The sequence below is a fragment of the Pseudomonas sp. CFBP 5748 genome, assembly GCF_053850495.1.
This window is the reverse complement of record NZ_JBSPTN010000010.1, coordinates 105589-131718: the sequence shown is the minus strand read 5'-3', so window position 1 is coordinate 131718 and position 26130 is coordinate 105589. Positions and strand designations below refer to the sequence as shown.

Here is a 26130-nt window from a genome sequence, read left to right as displayed (position 1 = left end):
GCAAGCCTTGCTCCCACACAAACTCGCTCCCACAGAAAAGCATCTCTGTGGTGCTCAACAGAATCAGCGTCATCCGAGGTTTTTGAAATGAATGTTTTGATCATTGGCAGCGGTGGCCGTGAACACGCCCTGGCTTGGAAAGTGGCTCAGGATCCCCGTGTGCAGAAGGTCTTCGTAGCACCAGGCAATGCCGGCACCGCCATCGAAGCCAAATGCGAAAACGTCGCCATCGACGTGCTGGCCCTGGAACAACTGGCCGATTTCGCCGAGAAGAACGTCTCGCTGACCATCGTCGGTCCGGAAGTGCCGTTGGTCGCCGGTGTGGTCGACCTGTTCCGCTCCCGCGGCCTGGATTGCTTCGGTCCGACCGCCGGCGCCGCGCAGTTGGAAGGCTCGAAAGCGTTCACCAAGGACTTCCTGGCGCGTCACAAGATCCCGACCGCCGATTATCAGAACTTCACCGAAATCGAGCCGGCCCTGGCTTACCTGCGCGAGAAAGGCGCACCGATCGTGATCAAGGCCGATGGCCTGGCCGCCGGTAAAGGCGTGATCGTTGCCATGACCCTGGCCGAAGCCGAAGACGCCGTGCGCGACATGCTGGCCGGCAACGCCTTCGGTGACGCCGGTTCCCGGGTGGTGATCGAAGAGTTTCTCGACGGCGAGGAAGCCAGCTTCATCGTCATGGTCGATGGCAAGAACGTCTTGCCGATGGCCACCAGCCAGGACCACAAACGAGTCGGCGATGGCGACAGCGGCCCGAACACCGGCGGCATGGGTGCCTACTCCCCGGCCCCGGTGGTCACCTCCCAAGTGCATCAGCGGGTCATGGACCTGGTGATCTGGCCAACCGTGCGTGGCATGGCCGAGGAAGGCAACGTCTACACCGGCTTCCTGTACGCGGGCCTGATGATCGACAAGGCTGGTAACCCAAAAGTCATCGAATTCAACTGCCGTTTCGGCGATCCTGAAACCCAGCCGGTAATGTTGCGTCTGCAATCGAGCCTGGTGCTGCTGGTCGAAGCCGCCCTGGCCCAGGCGCTGGACAAGGTCGAAGCCCAGTGGGATCCGCGCCCAAGCGTCGGTGTCGTATTGGCAGCCGGCGGTTACCCGGGCGACTACGCCAAAGGCAGCGCAATCCGTGGCCTGGAAGCAGCGGCCCAGCTGGAAGGCAAGGTGTTCCACGCCGGTACTGCGTTGCAGGACGGCCAAGTGGTCACCGCCGGTGGTCGTGTGCTTTGCGCCACCGCCATGGGCGCCAATGTCGACGCTGCTCAGCAGCAAGCCTACAAGCTTGCCGCCGAGCTCGACTGGGAAGGCTGTTTCTACCGCAAGGACATTGGCTACCGCGCCATTGCCCGCGAGCGTGGCGAAAATCTGGAATAAATCCGGTCATTCAGCCAGACAAGGGTCTATGGCCCTTGCCTGTCTACTCGGGCGCCGCGCATAGTTATAATCTGGCATCAACCTACGAAGGGATTTCGCCGTGCGCTGGCTCAGGATTGCCATAGGCTTAACCGTCACCCTGCTGACGCTGCTCTGTATGTTCCCCGCACAGGCCGCGCCCGGTAGTGGCTGGGCGGTATTGCTCGACGAACAGGGCGACCTGAAGCTGAGCGACATCCGCTCTGCCCGCTACACCAATCAATTCAGCCCCATCGACCTCGACCGCCTCAGGGCCGCCGAGCCTGGCGGCGCACTGTGGCTGCGCTTCCGGCTGGCCCCCGACAGGCATGAACAAATACTGCGCATCTTCGCGCCCGACCTGTCTCGCCTGAATCTCTATGTGCTGGACGGCGACGCCCTGATTGACCAACAAGTCAGCGGCGATACCCTGCCACGTACCGAACTCCCCGTGCCCACCAGCGATTTCATGCTGGCGCTGCCCCACAGCGATAAACCGCTGGACGTCTACCTGCGACTGGCGTCCCGGCACGAACTGCGCCCCTACGTCACGCTGCAACCGGCGGTACTGGCGGCGGCGAATCAGAACCAGACGCTGATCTATGGGTTGTTGTTCGGCTGCATCGCCATGCTGATCCTGCACAACCTCACCCGCTACGCCTATACCCGTTCACGCAGTTGCCTGTGGCTGGCGGCCTGTGAAGGGCTGCTGATGCTGAGCCTGGTGCTGCTGCTGAACCTGGCGGGGCCCTGGCTGCCTGACTGGCCCGCGATCCAGACCCCCGGGGCCTACCTGGCCCTGCTGCTGACCGCGCCCTGCGGCCTGATGTTCGCCTACCGTTTCTTCGCGCCCCTGGGACCGCATCCGTTGAACCGGCTGCTGCTGGGGGACATTGTGTTCGTCATGCTGTGCAGCTTGCTGCTGTTGTTCGTCAACACCCTGCCGCTCAATATCATGACCTATGCCCTGGTGGCCCTGGCTGGCCTGAGCATGCTGTTCGTCAGCGCCTGGCATTGGCAAAAGGGTTACCGCCCGGCACGGCTGTTTGTCGCGGCGATGGTGGTTTTCAACCTCGGTACGCTGATCACCCTGCCGGCCCTGCAAGGGCTCACGGAAGTCCCTCCCCAGGGGCTGATCGTCACGCTGCTGGTATTTATCTGCATCAGCGGCCTGTTGATGAGTGTCGCCCTGGGTGAACGCCAGCGTTCCATCAACGAGAGCCGTTTCAGCATCAGTCGCGACCTGGCGGCCAGCAATGCCGAGATCAATGCCAAGGCCGAGTTCCTGGCCAAGATCAGCCACGAGATCCGCACCCCGATGAACGGGGTGCTGGGCATGACCGAACTGCTGCTGGGCACCCCCCTGTCGGTCAAGCAGCGTGACTACGTGCAGACGATCCACAGCGCCGGCAATGAACTGCTGACGTTGATCAACGAGATCCTCGACATTTCCCGACTCGAATCCGGGCAGATCGAACTCGATGATGTGCAGTTCGACCTCAATGCCCTGATCGAGGACTGCCTGAGCATCTTCCGCGCCAAGGCAGAACAGCAGAATGTCGAGCTGATCAGCTTCATCCAACCCCAAGTACCACGGGTCATCAGCGGCGATCCGACGCGCCTGCGCCAGGCACTGCTGAGCCTGCTGGAAAACGCCTTGAAAAAAACCGACGAGGGCGAGGTGTTGATCGTCGTGGCCCTCGACGAGCGCAGCAATCAGCCGCGCCTGCGCATTGCCGTGCAGGACAGTGGATCGCCGATGGACGCCGAAGAGCGCGACACGCTGATGCATGCCGAGCTGCACAGCAAGAATTTCCTCTCGGCCACGCGCCTGGGCGGCAACCTGGGCCTGGTCATTGCCCGCCAGCTGATCATATTGATGCACGGGGAATTCGGCATCAAAAGCGGCAGCAGCCAGGGCAGCACCTTATGGCTGACGTTGCCGCTGGACCCGGATCGCCTTGAACATCCGACCTCCGACCTCGATAGCCCGCTGCAAGGGGCGCGCGTGCTGATCGTCGACGACAACGACACCTGTCGCAAGGTGCTGGTGCAGCAGTGCAGCGCCTGGGGCCTGAATGTCAGCGCGGTGCCGTCGGGCAAGGAAGCCCTGGCGCTGCTGCGCACCAAGGCTCACTTGCGGGACTATTTCGACGTGGTGCTATTGGACCAGAACATGCCCGGCATGACCGGCATGCAACTGGCGGCCAAGATCAAGGAAGACCCGAGTCTGAACCACGACATCCTGTTGATCATGCTCACCGGCATCAGCAACGCGCCGAGCAAGATTGTCGCGCGCAACAGTGGGGTCAAGCGCATTCTCGCCAAACCAGTGGCCGGCTACACCCTCAAGACCACCCTGGCGGACGAGCTGAACCAGCGCAACAAAGGCCAGGCGCAGAACGTGCCGGTGAACGCGGGCCCGGTTACCCCGGTGAAGGTACCCAGCGACTTCCGCATCCTGGTGGCCGAGGACAACAGCATTTCCACCAAGGTCATCCGCGGCATGCTCGGCAAGCTCAACCTGCAACCCGACACCGCCAGCAATGGCGAAGAAGCCCTCAAGGCCATGAAGGAGCAGCGCTACGACCTGGTCTTGATGGACTGCGAAATGCCAGTGCTCGACGGTTTTTCCGCCACCCAGCAACTGCGCGCCTGGGAAGTGGGCAACCAGCGGACCCGCACCCCGGTGGTGGCGCTCACGGCGCACATCCTCGCCGAACACAAGGAACGTGCGCGTCAGGCCGGGATGGATGGACACATGGCCAAGCCGGTGGAGTTGTCGCAACTGCGCGAGCTGATCGAGCACTGGGTGGCCCAGCGCGATCAACAGAACAGGTCAGCGGCGCACACGTCCTAAGTGGCGACAGGACGGTCAACGGCGCGCCGCCACGCGGCTTAAAGTTCCAATGCGTGCAAATGGCGGTTGGTTTCAGCGATCACAGCGGCTGCAACTTTTGCTCTGAAGGTTGCGTAATGCAGCGTGCTAAATGTAACGACTGCCATTTCTTCCTGGCTGCTTTCCACCACTTCCTCTATTGGCCAAAACAGAAATCCGGAGACCGTTCTGCGGGTGCTGAACTGTTTGTGATAGAGGCCTATCTCTATTTTTCCGGAGGACTTGGACGTACAAGGAATCACCTGGAAGAATCCCGTATCACGCAGCAGGCTTGTTCTTTCGAACACCTCAAGGGCCTCGGGATTACGCTCCAGGGCTCCTAAGGCGTGACTCGCCTGCCGTGAAAAACTCCCGCCAAACGACTGGGATATTTGCCGTGAAACGCTATCGGCCATTAATCCCTGTCCAGCCTGCTCGGGCCTGACAGGACGCGCCGAATCCCATCCCAAGTACCTGAGCTTATTCTTGTAGTAGTCGAACCAGTTGCCTACCAGGCCGTCCCTGTATGCCGAACGTGTTGCCAATTGCGCGTACAGGTTGCTCAGGTAGATATCTTCTCGGTCCTGGAGGGACAGCCTCTCATCAAATGACACGATACTCCCGCCCACGACGGCAGCCCTCGGTACGTCACTGCGGCCCATGTCATTCATAAACACACAGCCCTCGACACCTGATGCTCAACAGCGTCAGAAATATCAAAAATATTCTCGGTCGCCTTACCCCCCAGTTTTTTGACAATCGCATCGCGCAGGGGCGCATAGAGCGCATCTGACAAATTCGCCTGGAAACACCTCAGCTGAATATTGCCCAGTACTTGATCGGTGGAGAAGAGTGCCCCAAGAGGATTGGAAGTCACCTGCCCGGCTTCAAAGTCGACGCAGACACTGTTCAGCACAGGACCTGGCTGCGCCAGAATGACTTGCAGCCTGACCCTGTAACCTCTTTCAACGGTTGTTTTGGCAGGCTCCGGCTGTCTAGGCCCCTGAACATGCTCGCGCAATAGATCAATGGCCGGCAGGGTGCAAGACAATTGAGCGACGCGATTCAATAAGCGAGTGACGTCCGTCACAATAGTTCGATCAACATGCGCCTCCAGTTGTTTTTCCACCCAGGCAATTATGTTGCATTTTTCTGAGGCATTAAGTGTAAATCTGTCCCACGCTACAGCCCTCTGCAACCAACCGTTCTGTAGAACTTCCCGATAGGCACCATACCATTCACCCGGCTGCGAAAGAGCTGGATATTTCTTGTTGGCGACCAGCTGCGCAAATAGCACCGAACTCAGTACATCACGCCTTTCCTGTTCCAGCATATCGTTTGCCAGCAAGACAACAGCCCCGGCATTAATAAAAACCGAATACTGATCTTTCATATCATCACCTGCTTCGCCAATGGATGGCGACTACTGTGTAGTCGCCAAAAGTTCACAAGAGATCAGATCTCGTACTCTTCGATTCTTTTCTGCGCACGATCACCCAACCTGGCAATTATCGTGGCTCGGGTACGATTAATAACTGCCGGTACCATGGTCATATGGCATTCGCCGCGATACAGATCGACCGAACCGCTGTCCCAGTCCACAAACAGAACTTTGGTCTGATTGGTCCGATTGATGAAGCGCACGGCGCCCAGGGCCAGAATAACTTCGCCGTCCGGAGTTTCGTGGCAGGCCGCCACACCAAATCCTCCCGCACCGGAGTCTCTGATGTTCTGATCAAAAACCCGAAGCGGTTTACCACCGGTTTGCAGCGCAGCTATTGCATCACCGGCCACTTTAAGCATCAGCATTGAGGTTGGGCCGGGAACAGTAGCTGCGGCCACGGCCGAACCCAGAATTTTCAACGCCAGCTGATCCATTTGGAAGCTCTTGCCGGAAGCCGCAACCGTGTCGTAATACCGTTGCAGAATAGTCCAGCCGCAATCCTGCATGACGTTAAGAAATAGTTGATACCACTCTTTACCCTGTTCGTCCCGCGGGTACTGCCTGTTAGCCACTAACGATGCAAACAGATAGGAGTGCTGAATATCCGCTTGATTCTGCTCCGTCATGCCCGATACAAATGCCAGGATACTGTCCCCGACAATGGAAGCACGGTCGGGTTTTTCGACAGTCTCATTGAACCCAACTAAACCCACCTTGGCGGCACGCGAAGAAACAACAACATTGTCCGACGTGACATCATAATTACTCAGGCGATCAAGACGGTCCGTCAACGTTACAACTGAATCAAAGTTAACGCTCATACATAGTTCCCTTATTCAATTAAGATCCTCCATGGATCCCAAGCACAAAATGACGTAATCCAGCCCCGAACAACAAGCGCAAAACTGTAACCACACATAATACCTGCGACACTAAAAACCCCCTGCCCTCCTGAAACAACATCGCCACAATAAAGAGAAGTTTTTCTGCACTTAAAACGCTCACGGTAAGCCGACAGGCACCCCGGCGCCTGATAAACTCCACGCCAATTTCATTCGTCGTGAGCCTCGACCATGCTCCATGTGCTGTTCAGCGTTTACCTGAAGATGTTGGTGCTCTACAGCCCCTTCTTCGTGTTGTCGTGTTTTATCGGCCTGACTCGCGGCTACTCACGCAAGGAACAACGCCGCCTGGCCTGGAAGGTCGCGACCGCGACGCTGGTGTCCAGCGTATTGCTGTACTTGTTCGGGCGGGTGATTTTCAGCGTGTTCGGCATCACCGTGGACGCGTTCCGTATCGGCGCCGGCAGCGTGCTGTTCATTTCGGCACTGGGCATGGCCCAAGGCAAGTCGGCGGTCCAGACCGACAACGTGCAGCAGGACGTGACCATCGTCCCGCTGACCATTCCATTGACCGTCGGCCCCGGCACCATCGGCGCCCTGCTGGTGATGGGCGTGAGCCAACCGCACTGGGACGATAAGCTCATGGCCATCATCAGCATCGCCCTGGCCAGCTTCACCGTCGGCGTGGTGCTGTACCTGTCCAGCCGCATCGAGAGGATTCTGGGCGACCAGGGCTTGCAGATCGTCAGTCGCCTGATGGGGCTATTTGTCTGCGCGCTGGCGGCGCAGATCATCTTTACCGGGGTCAAGGGCTATCTGGTGCCGTAATCAACCCACCTCATTGGTTTCCACCACAGACGACACGTTCGACAACGCCTTGAGCGTGACGCCGCCCTGGACATCCGGCAAGGCATCCAACCGCTCTATCAGGGTCGAAACGGCATAATGCCGATTCCCGCCAAAACTGAGCAGGACTTCCCCGCGCAAGTTGATATCTGCCGCATACACCTCGCGAACAATCACACTGTGCCCACTGTCTGGATCAATGATCACCAGGTGTTCATGGACGCGACTGAGCAACAACGGGTCAGGCTCATCCAGGTCCCAGATCAATTTGCCGGGGATTGTCACCGCGCTGCCCAGTGAATGTCGGCAGTCGAGGATGACCGACTTGACCCGCAACCAGGCCGCTCTTGACAGCCGGTAACTCACCGCGCCTTGCCCCATGCGCAGGATCAGGGTCGTGACATCGTCCGGCATCAGCGCCAGGAGATCATCGATCTTCACCTCCTGGCCCTCGACAACCAGCACCTCGCCTTCACGCTGGACATAACTGAGTGGTCCCATTTGCCCCGTGCCGGGCAAGGTCAACAGCTGTCCATTCTTGCTTTCATGAAGTAATACCTGGGTCTGCCGCTGGGTTCCCAATAACGCGAAGGATTCCGGAATGGCGGCCCTGGGAACCCGGATGACACGCCCGGTCCTGGCGACGAACCACTTCAGGCTCTCAGGCTCCTCCACCGACAGCAGTGCGCTATGGAACGGCTGGGCCGCCAATAGCCTGAGCCCCTCTTGCTCCCGTCCATCCTGTGCGACCACCCATTGACGAGTGACACCGGTAATCAACGCCGGCTCCTGGTCGCGTAACGCGAGCACCACCCCCTCGAATGTCACGCCACGCAGCCCCACACCTTCGGCCTTCAGCTCGACAAACTGCCAGGGCGCCCATTCACGTTCCGCGCGGGGCAATGCATCAGCCTGCAGCACGCGTGAGCCCTGGCCAAATATCGCCGCCAACTTCTGTGGATCGATAAAAGCCTGGCGATAGACTTCGCCACTCGAAACATCGAATAACCAGGCCGCCTCGCCATCCGGGGTGGCGCCGAGCAGGCGTACTTCCTTGGCGTGCCCCAGTTCAGCCAGCAACAGCCTGTTGCCGACATACCAGGCACACAACTTGGCGTCGTCATTGAAGTTGCTCAAACCGATAAGGGCAAAGCACTCGCTCGCGTATTGCCGGGCCAGCGACTCCAACGCCAACCACCAATGCACCCGATCCTTGAACCATGCCTCGTTCACGCCGCCCAGCTCGAGATCGCCCAGGCTCGTCAGGTTGAAGAACCGGCCATCGGATGTCAGCGCCACGTATCCACTCTCGACAGCGATCACATCCTCCAGCTTGTCGGACTGCAACCATCTGTTGGACCACTGCCCTTTGCCCGCGACCAAGGTTCGCTGCCTACGACAGAGTTCCTTTCTGAGCCGGTCATAAACCACGAACATATCACTGTCGTCGGCCAGCGTGAGCAGCGTCAGATCGGTCATGTTCTTGATCGAATCGGCCCAGCCACGGTGCTGGTTGGGTCTGGACGAAGGACGAATGATCAAGCCGTCTCTGTCGCGCACCCAGGCCATGTCCCGTAACTGCGCCTCACTCTTCCAGCAGACCGAAACGAAGGGCGCCGGTTGCCAATTGACGGTGGCAAAGCTGTCCTCGTTGCGAACATACGGGACAAAGGGGTAATCGCTGCCCAAGACCTGCGACCAGTCGGCCAGTGTCTCGCTGGCGCTGAAAATGGACTCCAACGCCGGATCCAGATCGCGCGTGACTGAACTGAGCAGCAATTGCCCCTCATGAATCACATACACCAGTACATCGTAGGTCTGATCCTCGCGAGTGATTTGCTGTACGACATGAATCACCCCCTGCGCATCCGCCTCGACACGCTGGATGGTGGCAGTCACATTCCTTGTGCTGCGCAACCAATAGCGATGGCTCAGCAGCCCGGTGACCGCGTCGGCTTGCCAGATGATCAGATTCTGCGGGTCGTAGAAATAGCAGGAACCGCCCGCCACCGCTCCCAGCACCGCTTCATCGACGCCCGGCAACTCGTCACGCATGAACAGGAAACGGTCGTCCTTGGCGTCATACCAGGCCGTGACGTAGCGGGGTTCGTCCGGCTTCTCGAACGGCACCAGGTAACGATGAACCGGTGTATACGGCATCACCAGGCGGTGCTGCCTGGCCAGGGTCTGGAAGTGCTCCTGCAACGCCTGCCGATCCATGCTCGCAGGCACCTCCTGCTCGACAACCACGAGCTTGCCCGCCTCCATCTTGAACACTTGATCCTGGCTGATCCGCAGCAGCACGTCATGACGCCCCGATCCACTGAGCGTCACTTGAACGTCACCGATGAACAGTCTTGCGTAACGCTCGATCCGGATATCACTCTCCTGGGCCCAAGGGGCGTCCAACACCCAACTCGAGTTCAACGGACGCGTCGTATCGAGGGTCAGGCTCACGCCGGGATGGAGCACCAATGCACAGCGCTTGCCGGCACCCTGGATCTCATAGGTGATTTTTCCGTGCCAATCCGGTGGCAGCACGGGCACCACCAGAGAGCGATCGATGCCATCGAGCAACACCTTGATCGCTGTCGGTCGATAATCCGGGACCAGGCGATAAAGGATGTAGTCACTGGGGAACGAGTAGAAGGAAAACAGAAACAGCCATCCTCTCTGCGCGGTCTTTTTCTCCAGGCGCCGCGCCGTGTCGAACCCGGTGTCATGGCGCAGTCTGGCGAAGGGTAATGCCTTGTACTCGTAGCGATAACAGGTTTGCGGTGTGCAGGGCAGGACGATGACTGAACCCGCGGGCGGCGCGAATTTGGCTCGCCCCGGTAGATTCAGATACCGACGGACATCGATCGCCCGCTCGTAATCGTCATCAAAGGTAGGCACCCCGAAATGATCGCGCAACGGATACAGTTTGGGGCTGTCCAGCATCAGCTCGGCGCGGGTCAGGTCCAGTGTATGAACGATCAGCGACGAACGCGGCAGCCATGCACCACCGCTGGCATCAGGGCGATAGGGCTGGAGATGGGCGGTTGCCACCTCATCGAAAAACAGCCCGACCTGCTTGGCTTCTTCGGCAATGGTGGCAAAACCTTGGGCCAGTGCCGCCACTCCCACCGCCAACCCGCCCAGCATCACGGCAGCACCGCCCAGCAATGCTCCAGCGGTGGTGGCACCGACGGCGTAGGCACCCACCGACAACATCAGGCTGGCCGAGTCGAACGCCAGTTGGGTACCGAACTGAGCGCGCTCGACTTCGGTTTGTGCAGCCGACAACTGGTAGATGTCGAATCCGACATTCGCCAATTGCAGCAATCCCCCGGTCGCTTCGCTCACGCTGCTTCCCACTGCCGCCTTGACCACTGGCGCGACGGTACGGGCAATCAGTTTCTCCTGGGCCAGTGCCTGTCGAACCAGGCCGACCAGGCCGGCGATATCGGCCACGTTGCCATGCACCCATTGCGCGTAATTGACATAGGCATGCAAGCGGACCGCCAGGCTCAATGGCCGCTCAGGCCCCTCTCGGCTCCGCAAGGCGTTCATCAGCGCTTGTATGGCGAAGCCGGCGTTCAAGGTGTGGACGCTGCCCACCTCGGTCGGATCGCTCGGCACGGAAGGTCTGTTGGCCAGGACCGAAAAGCGTTCCGAGAGGTAGTTCTTTATCCGCAGGAGTCGATGGTCGTCGGTCACGATCCGTACCAACTGCTCAGGCTTTTGCGGATCGATCAGGTTCATCCGGTACGACCCGTTCGACATGACCTCCAGGGTTTCGAACAACGGCACAAGGTGCGGCGCCAACTGATTGGCTTGCTGAAGATGGGTCGTCACTTGCTCGATCTGCTGGCCCCACCAATGGCCATCCAGCGCCAGCAGACAGCTACCCAGTCGAGGATTGCTTTGCAGCGATTGCCCACGTGCGTTGGCCACCCGCTGCCTGATGGGGCGTTGCGACGGTCCGGACAAAGCCCCGGGTTGCAGCAGGTGCTTGACCGTGAACCCATCGGAGAGTTGCCAGGCCGCGACCTTTTCACTTTGCAGGTCGATCAGATCGAATTCAGGCCGAGCTTCGCTGCCATAGGCGGCGTAATAACGAGCCATGCCCTCTTTCTGGAAAAAATGCTCCAGACCACGTCGGAACGCATCCGGCTGCTCGAATTTACACAAACCAAAATTGGGGTCGAAAAAATGATAGGTGGCGCGTTCCGCACTGACGGTCTTGGCCACCAGCATCGAATGATTGTCAGAGTTGAGCATCAGCGTACGCGGGCCGGCGTGTTTCTCCAGAGCGGCGGTGACCTGATCGAGGCTAGCCTGTCCAAGCGTGCGACCAACGTCACTCATCGGTACGTCTCGCAGCTCTTCCAACGCTTGTAGAAAGCCTTGGGAATCGTCTTGCCCCGGCTCCAGCACCGCCAGAAAGAAGCGCTCGCGCAAGTGCCCGGAGGCGGCATCACCCTGCGCAAGTGCCGCACTCATCACCAGCGCCAGGGGATAGCAACGCCCACCAATCGTTTCGCCATCGCGGTTGAGCAGCAAATCCTGGGGAACCATCTGCACACCGTTATGCCCGAACCCATCAAGCAATTGCCCTGACCGCTCGATGACCTGGATACGGTGCTCAAGGGTGGCCACCTTCTGGATCCGCCCGACATGCCGCCCCCATTGATACAGGGTCCGCGCCTCCTTCAAGGCGGTTTTTTTCAGTTCCAAAGCGCTGTCGGATGGCATCGACGCGTACGTCGGATCACTCCCCAGGCCACTCATGAACCTCGCGGCCTTGCGCTTGTACAACTGGCGCTCGATGACCGCGTAACGCCCGGAAACGCCCTGCTCGGCGACGCCATTGGCCAGGTTCTCCAGCTCACTGGTGGCCGCATTGAAATGTGGGTTGTCCAGGGAATCCAGCCCCAACAACACGCCCAGTGCCAGTCTTTGCAAAGGACTCGCTTCAATGAAACGACGAGAGCCATTGGCGATGTCACTCAGCACCTCATCGATCCCCTGGTCGCGCATTTTTTTGTCACTCAGGAAGACCGGAACAAGCGCGTCGGGCGCCTGACTCTTGATGAGCTCGCGATCATCGAAACTCAGCGGCAGCGGCTTTTCGAAGCGGATCTCACCGTCATGCCCCTGCCTCATCGCCTCGATGAATGGCTCGCCGAGCCCCTCGACCAGTCGCTCAAGCACATCGGTCAGCAGCACCGCGCGCCCTTCGATCAGCGGCCATCCCTGCTGAAACTCAATCGTCGAATGCTTGAGCAACTGCGCGATATCGCCCTTGTAGCGGGCCTTGTACTGACCTTCGCGCCAACGCGCCTGCTCATTGCTGACCCATTTCTCGGGATCGTTTCCATTCTCTTTCCAGGAGTGATCCTGCTCCTCTTCCGTGGCGCCATTGACCGTCAGATAAGGGGCAACGCCAGCCTCCTCGTGCAAAGTCTTGGCAACTGCCGCGCTCAAGTGCGCATTCGCGTAGTCGGCCATGCCGTCGCGCATGGCGCCGGGCCCCGTCAGATGGACAGTTCCTTCGCTTTCGAAGCGAATGCCGTCGCCGAAGTGGGTCGCTACGCCCGATATCCGCGCTATCGCCCTGAGCACTTCGCCCATCGGCAGGCGGCTCAGCGGCCCATGGTTTTTTTCGAATACTTCTTCCACCAGGGTCAACATGCCGGCAACGTCGCTCAATGCGACATCGCGCTGGGCAGCCAACTGGACCGACGCGTCAACCAACTCGTAGTTGGAGCGCAGACGGTCGATCACGCTTTGAAGAATCTCGGCGCCCGGATGGGCCATCAGAAATGCATTGGATAACGACAGTTCCATGCTCAGGGCACGCAACGCGAAAGGTCGGGCCGACCGCTGCGCCGGCAACTCGAAGACCTCACTCAAGCTTGGCCGGCTTCGCGCGAACGCTTCCAGTGTTGGCAGATGTTCGGCGGGAATATGCGCGCGATAACGGGAGGAAGCCTGGCGGCCGGGCATCCATTCGGGATTCTCGTTCAGCAGTAATTGCAGGGTCCCCAGACGGGCATCATGGCCAAAACCGCTGATGTCGACTCCGCCCAGGGTTGCCGATAACGGCGGAAGGTGGTCGATATCGGTATACCCGCCACCTTCGGCAAACAGGACTTCCGCGCGCACGACATCCGATGCCGACGCCATATTGCCCAGCAACCGCATCTCCCGGTCATAGACATCCTGCAACTGCAACGAAACTGCACCGGCAGCAAGGTCACGCAACTTGAAGCCGTCCATGCCCAGGATACTGCGACGATTGCGTTCCAACTGTTGGCGCAGCACTTGCGCATCCTGACCATAGGCGCGGGTCAGTAAATCCAGCCGGGCTTCGTCGGCTGATCCGCCCTTCGCCACGGCGGCATTGATATGGGCTTGCATCTGTTGTTTCAGGACAATGGCCCGTTCGTTATACAGGGCACCCAGATCAACTTCGGCAATACGCTCATCTACATCATGTAAAAAGACATCGGCCTTGGCGGCTTCGACAATAAGCTTATTGGTTTGCCACGCCAGTAACGCATCACTGTCATACCAAAGATTCAGGGCATAGCCGTGCCGTGCCAACACCTGTCGCCATACATTGAGATAATCGCGCTGGATGTCGCCAAGTCCGCCACCGAGCCAGACGAAGTGCAACGTCTTGGGCACCTCCGCTGGCAACTTTCTCATTTGCTCGCTACTGAATTGAAGGCGTGCTTCGTGATGCTCGATTTTGTCGTATATCTGCGCCAGATCCACACCAGCCCCGGCGGGACCAGACACACGCCCGTCCTGGCTACGCTTGACCCTGCGGTTGCCCAATAGCTGGGCCAGCGTCTGTTTCAAAAGCCCCAATGGTTCGAGCAGCCTGTGGGATTCCGGCGTAGCGATACAGGCAAAGTAATAACGGAGGACCGCCTCGTATTGTTCGCTTTTTTTATACGGCGACAACGCCTGTTCAAGATCTGACAACTTGAAAAGACTGATGAACTTTACCAGGCCGTCGCTGTTTTTAACTTCTGCATCCTGCATAAAAACACTCCTCGTCCAACTTGAATAATAGCAAGACTAAAATAAATAAAGATCCACCGCCGCACCAGGCAGAATTAAGAAACGATAGAAGGCAGACAAACTAACGCCTAAAACCCAACAACTCAAACAGGAAGGCTTTCAATGCATTTCAAAGATTCAAGATTCAATGACGAGAATCGAGAGTTGCAATCGAACAGGGCGGCCAGGCAGGCCGCCCTCATTCAGGAGGCTGGCTTGGATCCATACCAGCGAGGCGTATAGACCCAGCTGGCGCCGGACGCGCGAGGGAACACGCAGGTAGTGGAGGAACCGATCAGCACCATGGTGCGCATGTCCACTTGATCCGGGGTCAATGCCCCCAGCGTGGTGACACGCAACGTCTGCCCCGGACGACCGATATCGCGCCCCAGCACCACAGGCGTTTGCGCCGTGCGATGTTGCCCGACGATCTCCAGCGCCCGACCCAACTGCCATGGCCGGGAACGGGAGATCGGGTTGTAGAAGGCCAGGGCCAGGTCGGCTTCGGCCGCCAGGTCGAGACGCTTCTCGATGATCGACCAGGGCTTGAGATTGTCCGACAGCGACATCACGCAGAAGTCATGACCCAGCGGAGCACCGGCTTGGGCGGCGGTGGCCAGGGAGGCGGAGACACCCGGCAGGATCTGCAAATCGACGTTGTGCCAATGGGAATCCGTCGACTCATGCAATGCTTCCAGGACGGCGGCAGCCATGGCGAACACGCCCGGGTCGCCGGACGACACCACAACCACTGACCGCCCCTGGGCCGCCAGTTCAAAGGCGTGTCGGGCCCGCTGCATTTCTTCGCGGTTGTCGGTGCAGTGCTGCACCTGATCGCCCCGGAAGGGCCCGGCCATGCGCACATAGGTTTCATAGCCCAGTACATCGGTGGCACGGTCGAGTTCGGCGCGCACCGCCGGCACCATCAACTCCGCAGCGCCCGGGCCGAGGCCGATCACGGCCAGGCGCCCGCGCGGGCGACCGATCTGCTGCGGATCGAGGGGTTGCTCGGTCACGGCGATGGCATGACTGCCCATGACCTGTAGCGATGCCGGTTGGCCGAGGACGTCGCTCAACCACGTTTCGAGGTTGCTATTGGCTGCGGCAAAACGCAGCGGCACACCCAAGGTCGAAGCCATTTCGTGCAACTCAGGACGGGCCATGTCGCTGTCCGCCGCCAACAGGCACGCCAGCGACTGCGGCGCGAGGCCGGCCTCCTCCAGGATCGTGCCAATGTCCGCCGACGCCCCTGCACTCAACGCCACCAGCACATTGCGCGGATAAATCCGCAGCTCATCCGCCGCTGGTGTTCCCGCAGCACTGTCGATACGGATCGCCAGCCGTGCCTGTATATCCTCAGGCAACTGCGCCTGATCCAGCCACGGCGCGGCGCCTTCGATGCGCACCGATTCACCGGCCAGCAGATCGGAGACAAAACGCTTGCCTTGCTCCAGGTCGCCGAGGCTGTAGCCACTCGGCGGATTGAGCAGGCAAGTGCCAAAACGCAATTCGCCGCTGGTGGTGATCGCCGGGGCGACTTGCAGCGCGGCGGCGATTTCCCGGGCCATGACATTCACCCCGCCCAGGCCGCCCAGCAGCGGGACCACGGCGCTGCCATCCTCGGCCACCGCCAGCACCGGCGGCTCGACGCCTTTTTCCAGCAGTAGCGGCGCCAGGGTGCGGATGACGATGCCGGCCGCGCACAAGGCGATGATCGGCGTGTCCTGTTGGTAGAGCTCACGCAACGTCGCGCCGAATTCGAGGTATGAACGATCCGCGCCCTCGACCCGTCCGCTCAGGCCGTGAATCAGGGCATCAGGGTAGCGCTGCTGGATCCGCCGGGCGGTGGCGAGGCTGCCCGGGCCGAGGATGACGATGGCCGCTGTCTTGGATGTCATCAGCCTTGCCACCGTTCGCCCGGCACGATGATCAGCGAGAAGTACGGCGAGGACATCGGCTCGACGTCATCCAGCGGGACGATTTTCTGGTTGGCCATGGTCGCCCGTTCGACGTACAGCGCGCGCCCGTCCAGGCCCAGTTCCTGGAGCACCTGTCGAACCTTGGGGAAATTGCGCCCCAGTTTCATGATCACCGCCGCATCGGCATCGGCCAAACGCCGCTTGAGTTCTTCATGGGGCAGAACACCGGAGAGCACCGACAGGCTCTGGTTGCGATAGACCAGCGGCGCACCGAGCACCGAGGCGCCACCGAGCATCGAGCACACGCCGGGAATGACTTCGGCGTCATAGCGCTCGGCCAGGCGATCGTGCAGGTACATGTAGGAGCCGTAGAAGAACGGATCGCCCTCGCAGATCACCGCCACGTCGCGCCCGGCATCCAAGTGCACGGCCAACTGTTCGGCGGCGGTGTCGTAGAAATCGGCGATCACTTGCTCATAGGACAACGGCGCCGGCAGGGCTTCGGTGGTGACCGGGTAGACCAGCGGCAGCAAGGTCTGCGCCTCCTGCAAATGCGCCTCGATGATGCCGAAGGCATTGCCCTTCTTGCCCTTGGCGACGAAGTACGCCACCACGGGCGATTCGCGCAGCAGGCGCAGGGCCTTGACGGTAATCAGTTCCGGGTCACCGGGGCCCACGCCGAGGCCAATCAGACGTCCAGGCTGCTGCATCATTCAATCTCCGTGGCGAGGGCATTGACGGCCGCGGCGGCCATGGCGCTGCCGCCGAGGCGGCCTTGCATGATCACGAACGGCACGCCACGGCTGTTGGCCGCCAGCATCGCCTTGGATTCAGCGGCGCCGACGAAGCCCACCGGAAAGCCGAGGATCAGCGCCGGTTTCGGCGCGCCAGCGTCGAGCATTTCCAGCAGATAAAAAAGCGCGGTCGGCGCGTTGCCGATGACCACGACGCTGCCTTCCAGGTGCGGACGCCACAATTCCAGGGCGGCGGCCGAACGGGTGTTGCCCAGTTCAAGGGCCAACGCCGGCACGCTCTCGTCGCGCAAGGTGCAGATCACCGGGTTGTTCGCCGGCAGCCGAGCCCGGGTCACGCCTTCGGACACCATCCGCGCATCGCACAGGATCGGCGCACCCGCGGCCAACGCCTGGCGCCCCGCCGTGCCCGCGCCTTCGGAAAACTGCAGGCCATCGACGGCCTCGACCATGCCGCAAGCGTGGATCACTCGCACCGCGAGTTTTTCCAGGTCGGCCGGAATGCGCGCCAGGTTGGCCTCGGCGCGAATGATCGCGAAGGAGTTGCGATAGATCTCCTGACCGTCGCGGATGTAATCAAGCATCAAGGGGGCTCCGGGGGCGAGCGTCGAGCCAGTGGCCGAGCGCTTCAATAGTCAGATTGTGTGCCTGCAACGCGCCGAAACCCGGCAGCGTGGCATCGCGAAAATACAGGTCGTAACGACCGGGGGCGACCGCCAGCAAGGTGGCAGGCGCGATATGAGCCGCCGCGCAGGAACGCGGGCAACCCGATAGATGGACCTTCAGGGCATGACCCTGGCGTTGCAGCAGCTCGGCCAGTCGGCGGGCATCGGCCTTGGTATCGGCCAGGGCTTTGCCGCAGCCACTGGAACCGGTGCAGGCGATGAGTTGTGCCAGGGGCTGATCGACCGAGCACAACAGGCCCAACCCCTCAAGCCGCGCCAGCACTTCGTCGGCGTCCTCGCGGCGCACGTTGGGCAGCAGCAGGCTTTGCCAAGGGGTGAAACGAAGGCTTGCGTCGCCCTTCTCCCGCGCCAATTGCGCCGCCTCCCGCAGCATACCGGCATCGAGTCGGCCAAGGGGCGCCGCCGCGCCGACGTAGACGCGATCGTCATGCTGGGGATGAACGCCGATGTGCAGTCCGTCGTTGGCCCCGCCCCGTTGCCAATCCAGGCAAGTTTGCAGCGGCACGCGGCGGGCCAATCGGGTCATGAATTCATCGGTGGGGATTTCAGCCAACAAGTGACGGATGCGGATCTGGTCCGGGCGCGCCAGGTCGAGGAACAGTTCCAGCACCGCCACCACCAAGGCATGCCCCTGGGCCAGGGGCACCCTGCCCGCCGGTTTATCCAATGGGCAACCGGCCAAGCCGAAGGCCAGCCAAGGCTCGCCATCACGGACCAGCGCCGACAACCACAGGTCGTGGTGATGTTCGAGCATCGCCAACGCTTCCCCACCGTCCAGTTGCACGGCGAACTTGGCCGACAGCTCATGGAAGCGCTCGTGGGTTTGCAGGGTGAAGAGGATCTGCTCCGCCAATGGACGGGTGTCGAACAGCATCTGCCGGTCGATCCCGGCCGAGGGGCTGAGCATCAGGTTGCGCACGTCATCGCCGGCCGGGTTGCGCGGGCCAAGCCCGGCGGCCAGCAACGGCTCGATGAGGGCCTCGTGGCCAAGGCCAATCCCGCGGATCTGCAGGTTAGCCCGGTTGGTCGCCTCGATCACGCCACTGGCGAACCGCCCGGCCACAGAGGCCACGGCGTCGGCCTGATCCGCCAGGATGGCGCCGCCATTGAGCTTGATCCGACAGATCCCCCCGTCCAGCGCCTGGACGACACGCAGCAACCCCGGGCAACCGGAGGGGCGTACAACGCTGGGGAATGGACGTTCGCTCAAGGCAGGACCGGCAGGTAAGAAAACGCCACGACGGCGAGGGGTCATCATTATGCCTGCTTTGCCGGGGGTCATGAAAAGCTTGCTGGTCGGATTGCTGACAATGGGTTGAATTGCCAAGCGCGCCCTTTTCTAAAAGGTCGTGCGAACTCGCTCGCAATGGATGTTTTCCGTTCACCGAATCGCAACTGAGCGTAGCGCGTGCACCTTCGCATCGTAAGAATTTTTACCTTTAAAAACAAAAAGATATCTTGAAATCCATTCGCACTTGAACCAGCAGCGAAAAACCGCTGTATTCAGTGGGCAGTCACTTCATCTTCGATAAGGAAATCAGGATATGTCACAAACTCAGAATTACACCCCCCAACAGCTCACAGCAGCATTCGATGAGATCGCCCTCTCACTGTTCAACGACATCACCGCCGAGCCGGTCCCCAAAATACTTGTTGTCGCGGGCCTCCAAAGCTCGGGTAAAACCTACCTGTTGGAAAAAAACCTGCTGCCCTCCGGGCGCTACAATAATTATGTCCGGCTGTACCTGCCCGAGTATCGAGAAAAACATCCCTACTACAAGCAATTGATGGAAAAAGGCATCCTGTACGCTTATGAGCACACCGAAGCATTCATTCGGGACATCGGCAAGAAAATCTTCGAGAGGGCCTTCACCCAAAAATACAACATCATCATGGAGGCCGCGTTCGACAGTCAGGGTTTTGCAGATTTTCCTCCGTTGGCAACGGCGGTCGGTTATCAGTTCGAAACGCATGTCGTCGCCTGCTGCAAGGACTTCGCTCATTTGTCCAGCATCAAGAGAGCGTTTAAAAGCATTCAGGCGGGGGAAATGGAAAGGTTCGTCACCGTGCCGATGCTCGACGCAAGCCTGGACCTCGCCAAAGCGGCCCTTCCGGCGCTGGAGATGGCCGCTCAAGCAGTCAGCGGTTCGAGGTTCTATTTCTACGAGCGGGGGTTTGGCGCGCTCAAAGAACGACAACTACGCGCGCAAAGCACCTATACCAGGGACGCGGGGGGAACCTTGACCCTAACCGGGGACCAGCAAAATTATGCAAGCCTTTTTGAAAAAACCACTCGTCGCCCTCTCTACGAATTGAAAGACCGCGAAGAAATGGTCAAGGAATGTCATCAGGCTCTGCTCGCCGCTCAGATATCCACCACACCGGTGCCCGACTCGCTCTATCACGATCTCTACAGTTATATCCTCAGGTACGTATACCGATAACGCCGACCCAACCTTCGGAGGGGCACGGTATGATGGCGGCCCGGTCGACTGTGGGATAAGCCCGCCGACCAACCCCATCCATTCGAGGAACAGAGATGACCCCCTGGCTGACCGTAGTGGGCATCGGTGAAGACGGCTTCAAGGGCCTGGGCCGAACGGCTCGCCATGCCTTGCTGCGGGCGTCACGCATTGTCGGCAGCGACCGGCAACTGGCGCTGCTGCCACTGTGTATCCGCGGCGAACGGGCGCTGTGGCCGAGCCCGTTTTCCCTGGAACCGTTGCTCGCGCGGCAAGGTGAACCAGTGTGTGTACTGGCCAGCGGCGATCCGATGTTCTACGGCGTGGGCGCCAGCCTGGCGAAACAGCTGCCGAGCGAGCAGATGCGGGTCATCCCGGCGCCCTCCTCCTGTTCACTGGCCGCGGCGCGCTTGGGCTGGCCGTTGCAGGACGTGGTCACGCTGTCACTGGTGGCGCGTCCCCTGGCGGCGCTCAATGGGTATTTATCCACAGGCGTCAGGCTGTTACTGCTGAGCAATGACCGCCACAGCCCCGCCGCCGTGGCGACCTTGCTGCGCGAGCGGGGATTCGGCCCGAGCACCATGACCGTGCTGGAGCATCTGGGCGGTGCGGCGGAACGACGGATCGACGGTTGCGCCGCGCAATGGTCCGCTGACAGCGTCGCCGACCTGAACCTCATCGCCATCGAATGCCGCGCCGAACCGTCGACACCGCGCCTGTCACGCCTGGCCGGTTTGCCCGATACCGCCTTCGAACATGACGGCCAGTTGACCAAACGCGACGTGCGCGCCATCACCCTCGCCCGCCTCGCCCCGACCCCCGGCGAGTTGCTCTGGGATGTCGGCGCCGGCAGCGGCTCCATCGGCATCGAATGGATGCGCACCCACCCCAGTTGCCGGGCCCTGGCCATCGAAGCTGACGAAGGCCGCCAAGGCTTGATCGAACGCAACCGCGACACCCTCGGCGTGCCCGGCCTGCAACTGATTCGCGGCAGCGCCCCGCTGGCGCTGGCGAACCTGGAGCGGCCGGACGCGGTATTCGTCGGCGGCGGCGTCACCCGCGAAGGCGTGCTCGACGCCTGCTGGACCCAGCTCAAGCCCGGCGGTCGACTGGTCGCCAACGCCGTGACCCTGCAAAGCGAAACGACCCTGATGCACTGGCGCGAACGTCACGGCGGTGAACTGACCCGCATCCACATTGCCCAGGTCCAGCCCTTGGGCGAGTTCGACACCTGGCGCCAGGCCTTGCCGATCACCTTGCTCGACCTGGTCAAACCCCTCGATGCGTGACGAAACCGCCGAACAACCCGCCCCCTTGCGCAGCGGCCTGACCACCGGCAGTTGCGCCACGGCCACCAGCCTGGCGGCCGCTCGATTACTGCTGCGCGGCACCGAAGCCGATGCCGTGGAAATCGTACTGCCCAAGGGCAAGCAGGTGCAGATGCGCCTGGAGTTCTGCCGGCTGACCGAACAAGGCGCCGAAGCCGGGACGATCAAGGATGCGGGCGATGACCCGGACGTGACCCACGGCGCCCTGTTGTTTTCCCAGGTGCGCTTGACCGCCGAGCCCGGTGTACGTTTCGTCGCGGGTCGCGGCGTCGGCACGGTGACGCGACCGGGGTTGGTGCTGAACGTCGGTGAACCGGCGATCAACCCGGTGCCGCGCAAAATGATCAACGATCACCTGGGCCGTCTGGCCGAGGAAAGCGGTTATACCGGCGGTTTCGAAGTCACGGTCAATGTCGAGGACGGCGAAGCCCTGGCGCTGAAAACCATGAACCCGCGCCTGGGCATCCTCGGCGGCCTGTCGATCCTCGGTACCAGCGGCATCGTCCGGCCGTTCTCCTGCGCGGCCTACATTGCCTCGATCCACCAGGGCATCGACGTGGCGAAAACCAACGGCTATCTGCACATCGCCGCCTGCACCGGCAACGCCAGCGAAGACACCATGCGCCGGGTCTACAACCTGCCGGAAATCGCCCTGATCGAAATGGGCGATTTCGTCGGCGCCGTGCTCAAACATGTGCGCAAGGTCCCGGTGGATAAGCTCAGCCTCTGCGGCGGCTTTGGCAAAATCAGCAAACTCGCCGCCGGCCACATGGACCTGCACAGCCGTCACTCGAGCATCGACCTGCCACAACTGGCCGAGTGGGCCGCCGCCATCGGTGCCGATGAGGTTTTGCAGCAAGGCATCCGCGCGGCCAACACCAGCCAGCAAGCCCTGGCAATGGCCAGCGCCGCCGGCATCGCCCTTGGCGATGCTGTGTGTGAGCACGCGCTGGCCTTCGCTCGCAGCGTGGTGCCGGCCCAGGTCCAGGTCGAAGTCTTCGCCATCGACCGCCAGGGCGGGATCGTCGGTCACGCCGGAGCCTTGTTATGAAACGTATCCTGCTGCTCGGTGGCGTCACCGAGGCCCTGGCCATCGCCCGCACGCTCGGGCCCCAGCACATCTACAGCCTGGCGGGCATCGGCCGCATCCCCACCGACCTGACCTGCCAGGTGCGCGTCGGCGGCTACGGCGGTGCCGAAGGGCTGGCGCACTTCATCCGCGCCGAGGGCATCGACCTGCTGCTGGACGCCACCCACCCCTACGCCGCCCGGATCAGCCACAACGCCGCCCACGCCGCCCGCGCCTGCGCCATCCCCTGCTGGGCCCTGCGCCGCCCGGCCTGGCAACCCCGGGCCGGCGATGACTGGCGCGAAGTGGCCGACTGGGCTGAACTGATCCAAGCCCTGCAACCCTTCCACCGCCCCCTGTTCACCCTCGGTCGTGAGCCGCTGCAACACCTGCATGAAATCCCGCCCGAGCAATTCTGGACCTTGCGGGCGCTGGAGGTTTATCCGGGTAACGAACGCTGCGAAGTGATTGGGGCCCGTGGGCCGTTTCACATTGACGGTGAACGCGAACTGTTCGAACGACGGCAGATCGATGTGCTGGTCAGCAAGAACAGCGGCAGCACGGCTACCGAGCCGAAACTGGAGGTGGCGCGGGAGCGAGGGGTGCCGGTGTTGGTGTTGAAGCGGCCGGTGTTGCCGGAGGTGGATCGGAAGTTTGGGACGGTGGATGAGGTGTTGCGGGGGCTGCGGCAGTTGGTCTGACAGAAAACTGCACCGTCCTACAAGCCTGTCCTGTCAGAACTACGTCAGCAGGCTACATCACCTTGCGTCGCTGCCTACAACTACGCCAGAATCCGCCGGCTTGTGCGCCTTGGAGGCCCTCGGTAACTTGATTCCCGTCACTGCCCTTCAGTGATCGGGTTTAGTCGCCCGAGGTTTTCAGCGGGTTCACAAGCTTCGTCAGTCAGGTATTTCATCCCTGCACTTGATGGTGGTTGTGCGCAGGGCGCCTTCGGGCGCGCCGGTAATGCTGGACTCCCCGGTCGACTAACCTGCGCACAGCCGCCGCCCTTCGTTTAGTCGCGAAACGGTTGCGGCTCCATAACATGGAGTTTCCAGCAATGTTCAAGAACACACCGAATCCCCCAACCCCAGACGACCACACATCCCGTTGCCAGTCGGCCAACGCCAAAAAACTCGACGATGCGGCCACCCGCGCCTTGGACTATTACCTCAAGCCGTCAGCCGACAAAGAACCATCCGACAGGCTAGATACACTTTTCGTCATCGCACCTAACATCGACGCCGAATGCCTGCTCGCCAACCTCAGCGAAACCCTGGCCTCGGCCAATGCCATGGTCAGCGACCTCGCATTCGATCTGGAGGGCTCGCGACGACATATCGCGCAAGGGGTCCAGCAGATGATTGAGCTGGGCCAGTTGTTGGCGAATCGGGCATTGGATGTGGTCGACCCGAGATAAGCGACAGGACGTTGGGTTTGATCAAAATCGATTGGTCAAACCCACCCCTGTGGCGAGGGGATTTATCCCCGCTGGGCTGCGAAGCAGTCCCAAAACATAAGCTCACAGTTTTGTCTGGCGGACTGCATTCACTGCTCTTGGGGCTGCTACGCAGCCCAACGGGGATAAATCCCCTCGCCACAAGGATCTCATGCACCGTCAGAAGGTGGATGACATTACCAATGGAGAGTCAGTCATGGTCGAAAAACTCACGCGTTTCGACGCTGCCACCTATCTCAATACACATGAGGAAATGGTCGCTTATCCGGTTGCGTGTTTCGAAGAGGATGCCGGTGATGGGATACTGATTCGCGCGGCCCTTAACGACGTCGTTCAGGCAACAGGGAGGATGCAAGTTGCTACCAATGAGGATATGGAACGATCGAGAGCCAACTGATCAACATCCCTCGCCACAAAAACACTCACTCGAAGATCTGTTGCTACTGTTAACACCAGCCCTGCGACCCTACACCGCACGTGGCCTTTTTACTTCTCAACCCCGATCAGGCTAAATACCGCCACCTGATCGCCCAACCGAGCGGATTGCCCCATGTCCCGACAACGGCTTGCATTTGCCTGGATCGCCTGCTTCGCAGTGCTGTTCAACATGCTTGCCATGCCGCTTTCCAACAGCGGTGGTGCGACCGCCGATGCGTCAGCCGAGCAACTGCTGTGGGGCAGTTTCTGTTCCTCCAGCGGCACAAAGATGCTGGCGATTTCCCTGGGCAAACTCGAACAAGACACACCGCAGAAAGACAGTCACTCGACCATGCAGCATTGCTGGTGCTGCTCAGGCTCAGCGCCGTTGGTGGCGCTCGCCGGGCATGTCCCGCAGTTGTATCTGGATGCACAACTGGCCCATCGCAGTGCCGCTCACTCGACGCTCGACAGCCCCACGCCACGCCAGCAATGGCCCAGCCTCAACCCCCGCGCCTCGCCTCTGGCCTGATTCTTCCCGCATCAAACTGCGCCCTGAATCGTTCCGGAGAATCGCCATGTTGAACAGACTTATCCTGCTGGCTGCCCTATTGCTTCCCGTCGGCTTCGCCCAAGCTCACCAGTACAAGGTGGGCGAGCTTGAGATCGCCCATCCGTGGTCCCAGGAGTTGCCGCCCAACGCACCGACCGTGGCCGCGTATTTCGTGATTCACAACGGCGGCACCACCGCCGACAAGCTGCTCAGCGTCGACTCGCCGATTGCCGGCAAGGCCGAGCTCCACGAGCATGTGATGCAAAACGACCTGATGAAAATGCAGCCGGTGCCCATCGTTGATATCGCCCCCGGTGCGACCGTCACCTTCGCGCCGATGGCGTATCACGTGATGCTGCTGGACCTGAAGGACCGCAGCCTGCTCAGCGATGGCAAACGCTTTGCCATGACCCTGCATTTTGAAAAAGCCGGGGATGTCACGGTCGACGTCGCGGTGCAGAAAAAAGCACCCGACGGCACCAAGACGCACATGCACGCCCAGTAGTCGTAGCCGCCCGTGCAACCTCTTCGCGCCAGGCAGTCCATGCCCCGCCGTCAGCCCATGAGCCTGACACGCGGCAGCTGGATCAGCCTGTTCGCCATGCTGATGATCTTTATCGGCCCGCTGATTTCCCAGTCGATGCCGATGGGTCAGCGTATGTCCATGCCTGTGTCCATGGACATGAACATGGAGATGGGCATGTCGGCGCACGAAGCGCCGGCAGCCGAACACTGCCCGCCCCAGAGCGAGCACCATGCATTGTGGGAAAAGTGCGGCTATTGCAGCCTGCTGTTCAATTGCCCCGCACTGCCTGGCGGTCACACCTTCGCGGTCTTCGACACACCCCACACCAACACCTACACCAGCCCTTCCCCACGCCTGGGCCATGCCCGGCCTGCGTTCTTCCCCGGTGCCCGCACCCGCGCACCGCCCCTCGACGCGTAAGCCCGACACTTACCCAACCCGGTCGTACAAGACAGCCCCAGGCTGCCCGACCGCGTCGTCTACGTTTGTTCG

Annotated in this window: 20 protein-coding genes; 12 read left to right on the top strand and 8 right to left on the bottom strand. The window is 60.8% G+C overall.

What is annotated here, in order from left to right; translation table 11 throughout:
• Positions 1-87 precede the first annotated feature (87 nt).
• Together purD and ACWNZ1_RS22150 are read left to right on the top strand one after the other, a co-directional pair.
• Complete coding sequence (gene purD / locus ACWNZ1_RS22155) at positions 88-1383, top strand: phosphoribosylamine--glycine ligase (RefSeq protein WP_256454181.1); 1296 nt, start codon at positions 88-90, stop codon at positions 1381-1383.
• Between the two features lie 100 nt (positions 1384-1483).
• On the top strand, positions 1484-4261 hold the full coding sequence (locus ACWNZ1_RS22150) for a hybrid sensor histidine kinase/response regulator (RefSeq protein ID WP_135843493.1): 2778 nt from the start codon (positions 1484-1486) through the stop codon (positions 4259-4261).
• A 38-nt stretch (positions 4262-4299) separates the two neighbouring features.
• Here ACWNZ1_RS22150 and ACWNZ1_RS22145 read toward each other — a convergent pair whose 3' ends face one another.
• The 3 genes from ACWNZ1_RS22145 to ACWNZ1_RS22135 form a co-directional block, all read right to left on the bottom strand.
• Positions 4300-4950 (bottom strand): hypothetical protein, encoded by a 651-nt coding sequence (locus tag ACWNZ1_RS22145; RefSeq protein WP_280944654.1) that lies wholly within the window; start codon positions 4948-4950, stop codon positions 4300-4302.
• Positions 4947-5672, bottom strand: a complete 726-nt coding sequence (locus ACWNZ1_RS22140; protein ID WP_280944653.1) for a hypothetical protein — start codon at positions 5670-5672, stop codon at positions 4947-4949. Before ACWNZ1_RS22140 ends, ACWNZ1_RS22145 begins: the two co-directional genes overlap by 4 nt.
• A gap of 62 nt (positions 5673-5734) precedes the next feature.
• Positions 5735-6544 (bottom strand): hypothetical protein, encoded by an 810-nt coding sequence (locus ACWNZ1_RS22135; protein ID WP_256454179.1) that lies wholly within the window; start codon positions 6542-6544, stop codon positions 5735-5737.
• Between the two features lie 252 nt (positions 6545-6796).
• Here ACWNZ1_RS22135 and ACWNZ1_RS22130 point away from each other — a divergent pair, with 252 nt between their 5' ends.
• Positions 6797-7393 carry a MarC family protein gene (locus ACWNZ1_RS22130; RefSeq protein ID WP_003186248.1) on the top strand — a complete coding sequence of 199 codons (597 nt, stop codon included), beginning with the start codon at positions 6797-6799 and terminating at the stop codon, positions 7391-7393.
• Here the strand turns inward: ACWNZ1_RS22130 and ACWNZ1_RS22125 are convergent, their stop codons facing one another.
• From ACWNZ1_RS22125 to cobG, 5 genes are all read right to left on the bottom strand, one after another.
• Positions 7394-14449 carry a TcdA/TcdB catalytic glycosyltransferase domain-containing protein gene (locus tag ACWNZ1_RS22125; protein WP_280944652.1) on the bottom strand — a complete coding sequence of 2352 codons (7056 nt, stop codon included), beginning with the start codon at positions 14447-14449 and terminating at the stop codon, positions 7394-7396. It abuts the gene before it with no gap.
• A gap of 221 nt (positions 14450-14670) precedes the next feature.
• Positions 14671-16365: a precorrin-3B C(17)-methyltransferase gene (cobJ, locus tag ACWNZ1_RS22120; RefSeq protein WP_256454177.1), complete on the bottom strand. Its 1695-nt coding sequence runs from the start codon at positions 16363-16365 to the stop codon at positions 14671-14673.
• The gene (locus tag ACWNZ1_RS22115; protein WP_256454176.1) at positions 16365-17099 is read right to left on the bottom strand and encodes a precorrin-2 C(20)-methyltransferase; all 735 of its coding nucleotides are present in this window, start codon (positions 17097-17099) and stop codon (positions 16365-16367) included. Before ACWNZ1_RS22115 ends, cobJ begins: the two co-directional genes overlap by 1 nt.
• Positions 17096-17722, bottom strand: a complete 627-nt coding sequence (locus ACWNZ1_RS22110) for a precorrin-8X methylmutase (RefSeq protein ID WP_047227378.1) — start codon at positions 17720-17722, stop codon at positions 17096-17098. The genes ACWNZ1_RS22115 and ACWNZ1_RS22110 overlap by 4 nt, the downstream gene beginning before the upstream one ends.
• Complete coding sequence (gene cobG, locus ACWNZ1_RS22105; protein ID WP_406550202.1) at positions 17715-19034, bottom strand: precorrin-3B synthase; 1320 nt, start codon at positions 19032-19034, stop codon at positions 17715-17717. Before cobG ends, ACWNZ1_RS22110 begins: the two co-directional genes overlap by 8 nt.
• Positions 19035-19368: 334 nt before the next feature.
• Here cobG and ACWNZ1_RS22100 point away from each other — a divergent pair, with 334 nt between their 5' ends.
• The 9 genes from ACWNZ1_RS22100 to ACWNZ1_RS22060 all read left to right on the top strand — a co-directional run bounded on the left by ACWNZ1_RS22100 (position 19369) and on the right by ACWNZ1_RS22060 (position 26058).
• Positions 19369-20268, top strand: coding sequence for a zeta toxin family protein (locus tag ACWNZ1_RS22100; RefSeq protein ID WP_256454174.1), 900 nt, complete (start codon positions 19369-19371; stop codon positions 20266-20268).
• A gap of 95 nt (positions 20269-20363) precedes the next feature.
• Complete coding sequence (gene cbiE / locus ACWNZ1_RS22095; RefSeq protein ID WP_456027886.1) at positions 20364-21575, top strand: precorrin-6y C5,15-methyltransferase (decarboxylating) subunit CbiE; 1212 nt, start codon at positions 20364-20366, stop codon at positions 21573-21575.
• Positions 21568-22665, top strand: coding sequence for a cobalt-precorrin-5B (C(1))-methyltransferase (locus ACWNZ1_RS22090; RefSeq protein WP_256454172.1), 1098 nt, complete (start codon positions 21568-21570; stop codon positions 22663-22665). Before cbiE ends, ACWNZ1_RS22090 begins: the two co-directional genes overlap by 8 nt.
• Positions 22662-23384 (top strand): cobalt-precorrin-6A reductase, encoded by a 723-nt coding sequence (locus ACWNZ1_RS22085; protein WP_256454171.1) that lies wholly within the window; start codon positions 22662-22664, stop codon positions 23382-23384. The genes ACWNZ1_RS22090 and ACWNZ1_RS22085 overlap by 4 nt, the downstream gene beginning before the upstream one ends.
• A gap of 359 nt (positions 23385-23743) precedes the next feature.
• Positions 23744-24103: a DUF6124 family protein gene (locus tag ACWNZ1_RS22080; protein WP_053185407.1), complete on the top strand. Its 360-nt coding sequence runs from the start codon at positions 23744-23746 to the stop codon at positions 24101-24103.
• A 235-nt stretch (positions 24104-24338) separates the two neighbouring features.
• Entirely contained in the window at positions 24339-24539 is a 201-nt protein-coding gene (locus ACWNZ1_RS22075; protein ID WP_406822751.1) for a helix-turn-helix domain-containing transcriptional regulator, read from the top strand.
• 153 nt (positions 24540-24692) lie between these two features.
• Entirely contained in the window at positions 24693-25091 is a 399-nt protein-coding gene (locus tag ACWNZ1_RS22070; RefSeq protein ID WP_265072644.1) for a DUF2946 domain-containing protein, read from the top strand.
• A gap of 46 nt (positions 25092-25137) precedes the next feature.
• On the top strand, positions 25138-25617 hold the full coding sequence (locus ACWNZ1_RS22065) for a copper chaperone PCu(A)C (protein WP_053185402.1): 480 nt from the start codon (positions 25138-25140) through the stop codon (positions 25615-25617).
• 57 nt (positions 25618-25674) lie between these two features.
• On the top strand, positions 25675-26058 hold the full coding sequence (locus tag ACWNZ1_RS22060) for a DUF2946 domain-containing protein (RefSeq protein WP_265073084.1): 384 nt from the start codon (positions 25675-25677) through the stop codon (positions 26056-26058).
• Positions 26059-26130: the final 72 nt, after the last annotated feature.

Excerpts from the sequence above, each read along its gene's own strand:
- purD (WP_256454181.1), top strand. The coding sequence starts at position 88 with ATGAATGTTTTGATCATTGGCAGCGGTGGCCGTGAACACGCCCTGGCT.
- ACWNZ1_RS22145 (WP_280944654.1), bottom strand. The coding sequence starts at position 4,950 with ATGAATGACATGGGCCGCAGTGACGTACCGAGGGCTGCCGTCGTGGGC.
- ACWNZ1_RS22140 (WP_280944653.1), bottom strand. The coding sequence starts at position 5,672 with ATGAAAGATCAGTATTCGGTTTTTATTAATGCCGGGGCTGTTGTCTTG.
- ACWNZ1_RS22135 (WP_256454179.1), bottom strand. The coding sequence starts at position 6,544 with ATGAGCGTTAACTTTGATTCAGTTGTAACGTTGACGGACCGTCTTGAT.
- ACWNZ1_RS22130 (WP_003186248.1), top strand. The coding sequence starts at position 6,797 with ATGCTCCATGTGCTGTTCAGCGTTTACCTGAAGATGTTGGTGCTCTAC.
- ACWNZ1_RS22125 (WP_280944652.1), bottom strand. The coding sequence starts at position 14,449 with ATGCAGGATGCAGAAGTTAAAAACAGCGACGGCCTGGTAAAGTTCATC.
- cobJ (WP_256454177.1), bottom strand. The coding sequence starts at position 16,365 with ATGACATCCAAGACAGCGGCCATCGTCATCCTCGGCCCGGGCAGCCTC.
- ACWNZ1_RS22115 (WP_256454176.1), bottom strand. The coding sequence starts at position 17,099 with ATGATGCAGCAGCCTGGACGTCTGATTGGCCTCGGCGTGGGCCCCGGT.
- ACWNZ1_RS22110 (WP_047227378.1), bottom strand. The coding sequence starts at position 17,722 with ATGCTTGATTACATCCGCGACGGTCAGGAGATCTATCGCAACTCCTTC.
- ACWNZ1_RS22100 (WP_256454174.1), top strand. The coding sequence starts at position 19,369 with ATGTCACAAACTCAGAATTACACCCCCCAACAGCTCACAGCAGCATTC.
- cbiE (WP_456027886.1), top strand. The coding sequence starts at position 20,364 with ATGACCCCCTGGCTGACCGTAGTGGGCATCGGTGAAGACGGCTTCAAG.
- ACWNZ1_RS22090 (WP_256454172.1), top strand. The coding sequence starts at position 21,568 with ATGCGTGACGAAACCGCCGAACAACCCGCCCCCTTGCGCAGCGGCCTG.
- ACWNZ1_RS22085 (WP_256454171.1), top strand. The coding sequence starts at position 22,662 with ATGAAACGTATCCTGCTGCTCGGTGGCGTCACCGAGGCCCTGGCCATC.
- ACWNZ1_RS22080 (WP_053185407.1), top strand. The coding sequence starts at position 23,744 with ATGTTCAAGAACACACCGAATCCCCCAACCCCAGACGACCACACATCC.
- ACWNZ1_RS22075 (WP_406822751.1), top strand. The coding sequence starts at position 24,339 with ATGGTCGAAAAACTCACGCGTTTCGACGCTGCCACCTATCTCAATACA.
- ACWNZ1_RS22070 (WP_265072644.1), top strand. The coding sequence starts at position 24,693 with ATGTCCCGACAACGGCTTGCATTTGCCTGGATCGCCTGCTTCGCAGTG.
- ACWNZ1_RS22065 (WP_053185402.1), top strand. The coding sequence starts at position 25,138 with ATGTTGAACAGACTTATCCTGCTGGCTGCCCTATTGCTTCCCGTCGGC.
- ACWNZ1_RS22060 (WP_265073084.1), top strand. The coding sequence starts at position 25,675 with ATGAGCCTGACACGCGGCAGCTGGATCAGCCTGTTCGCCATGCTGATG.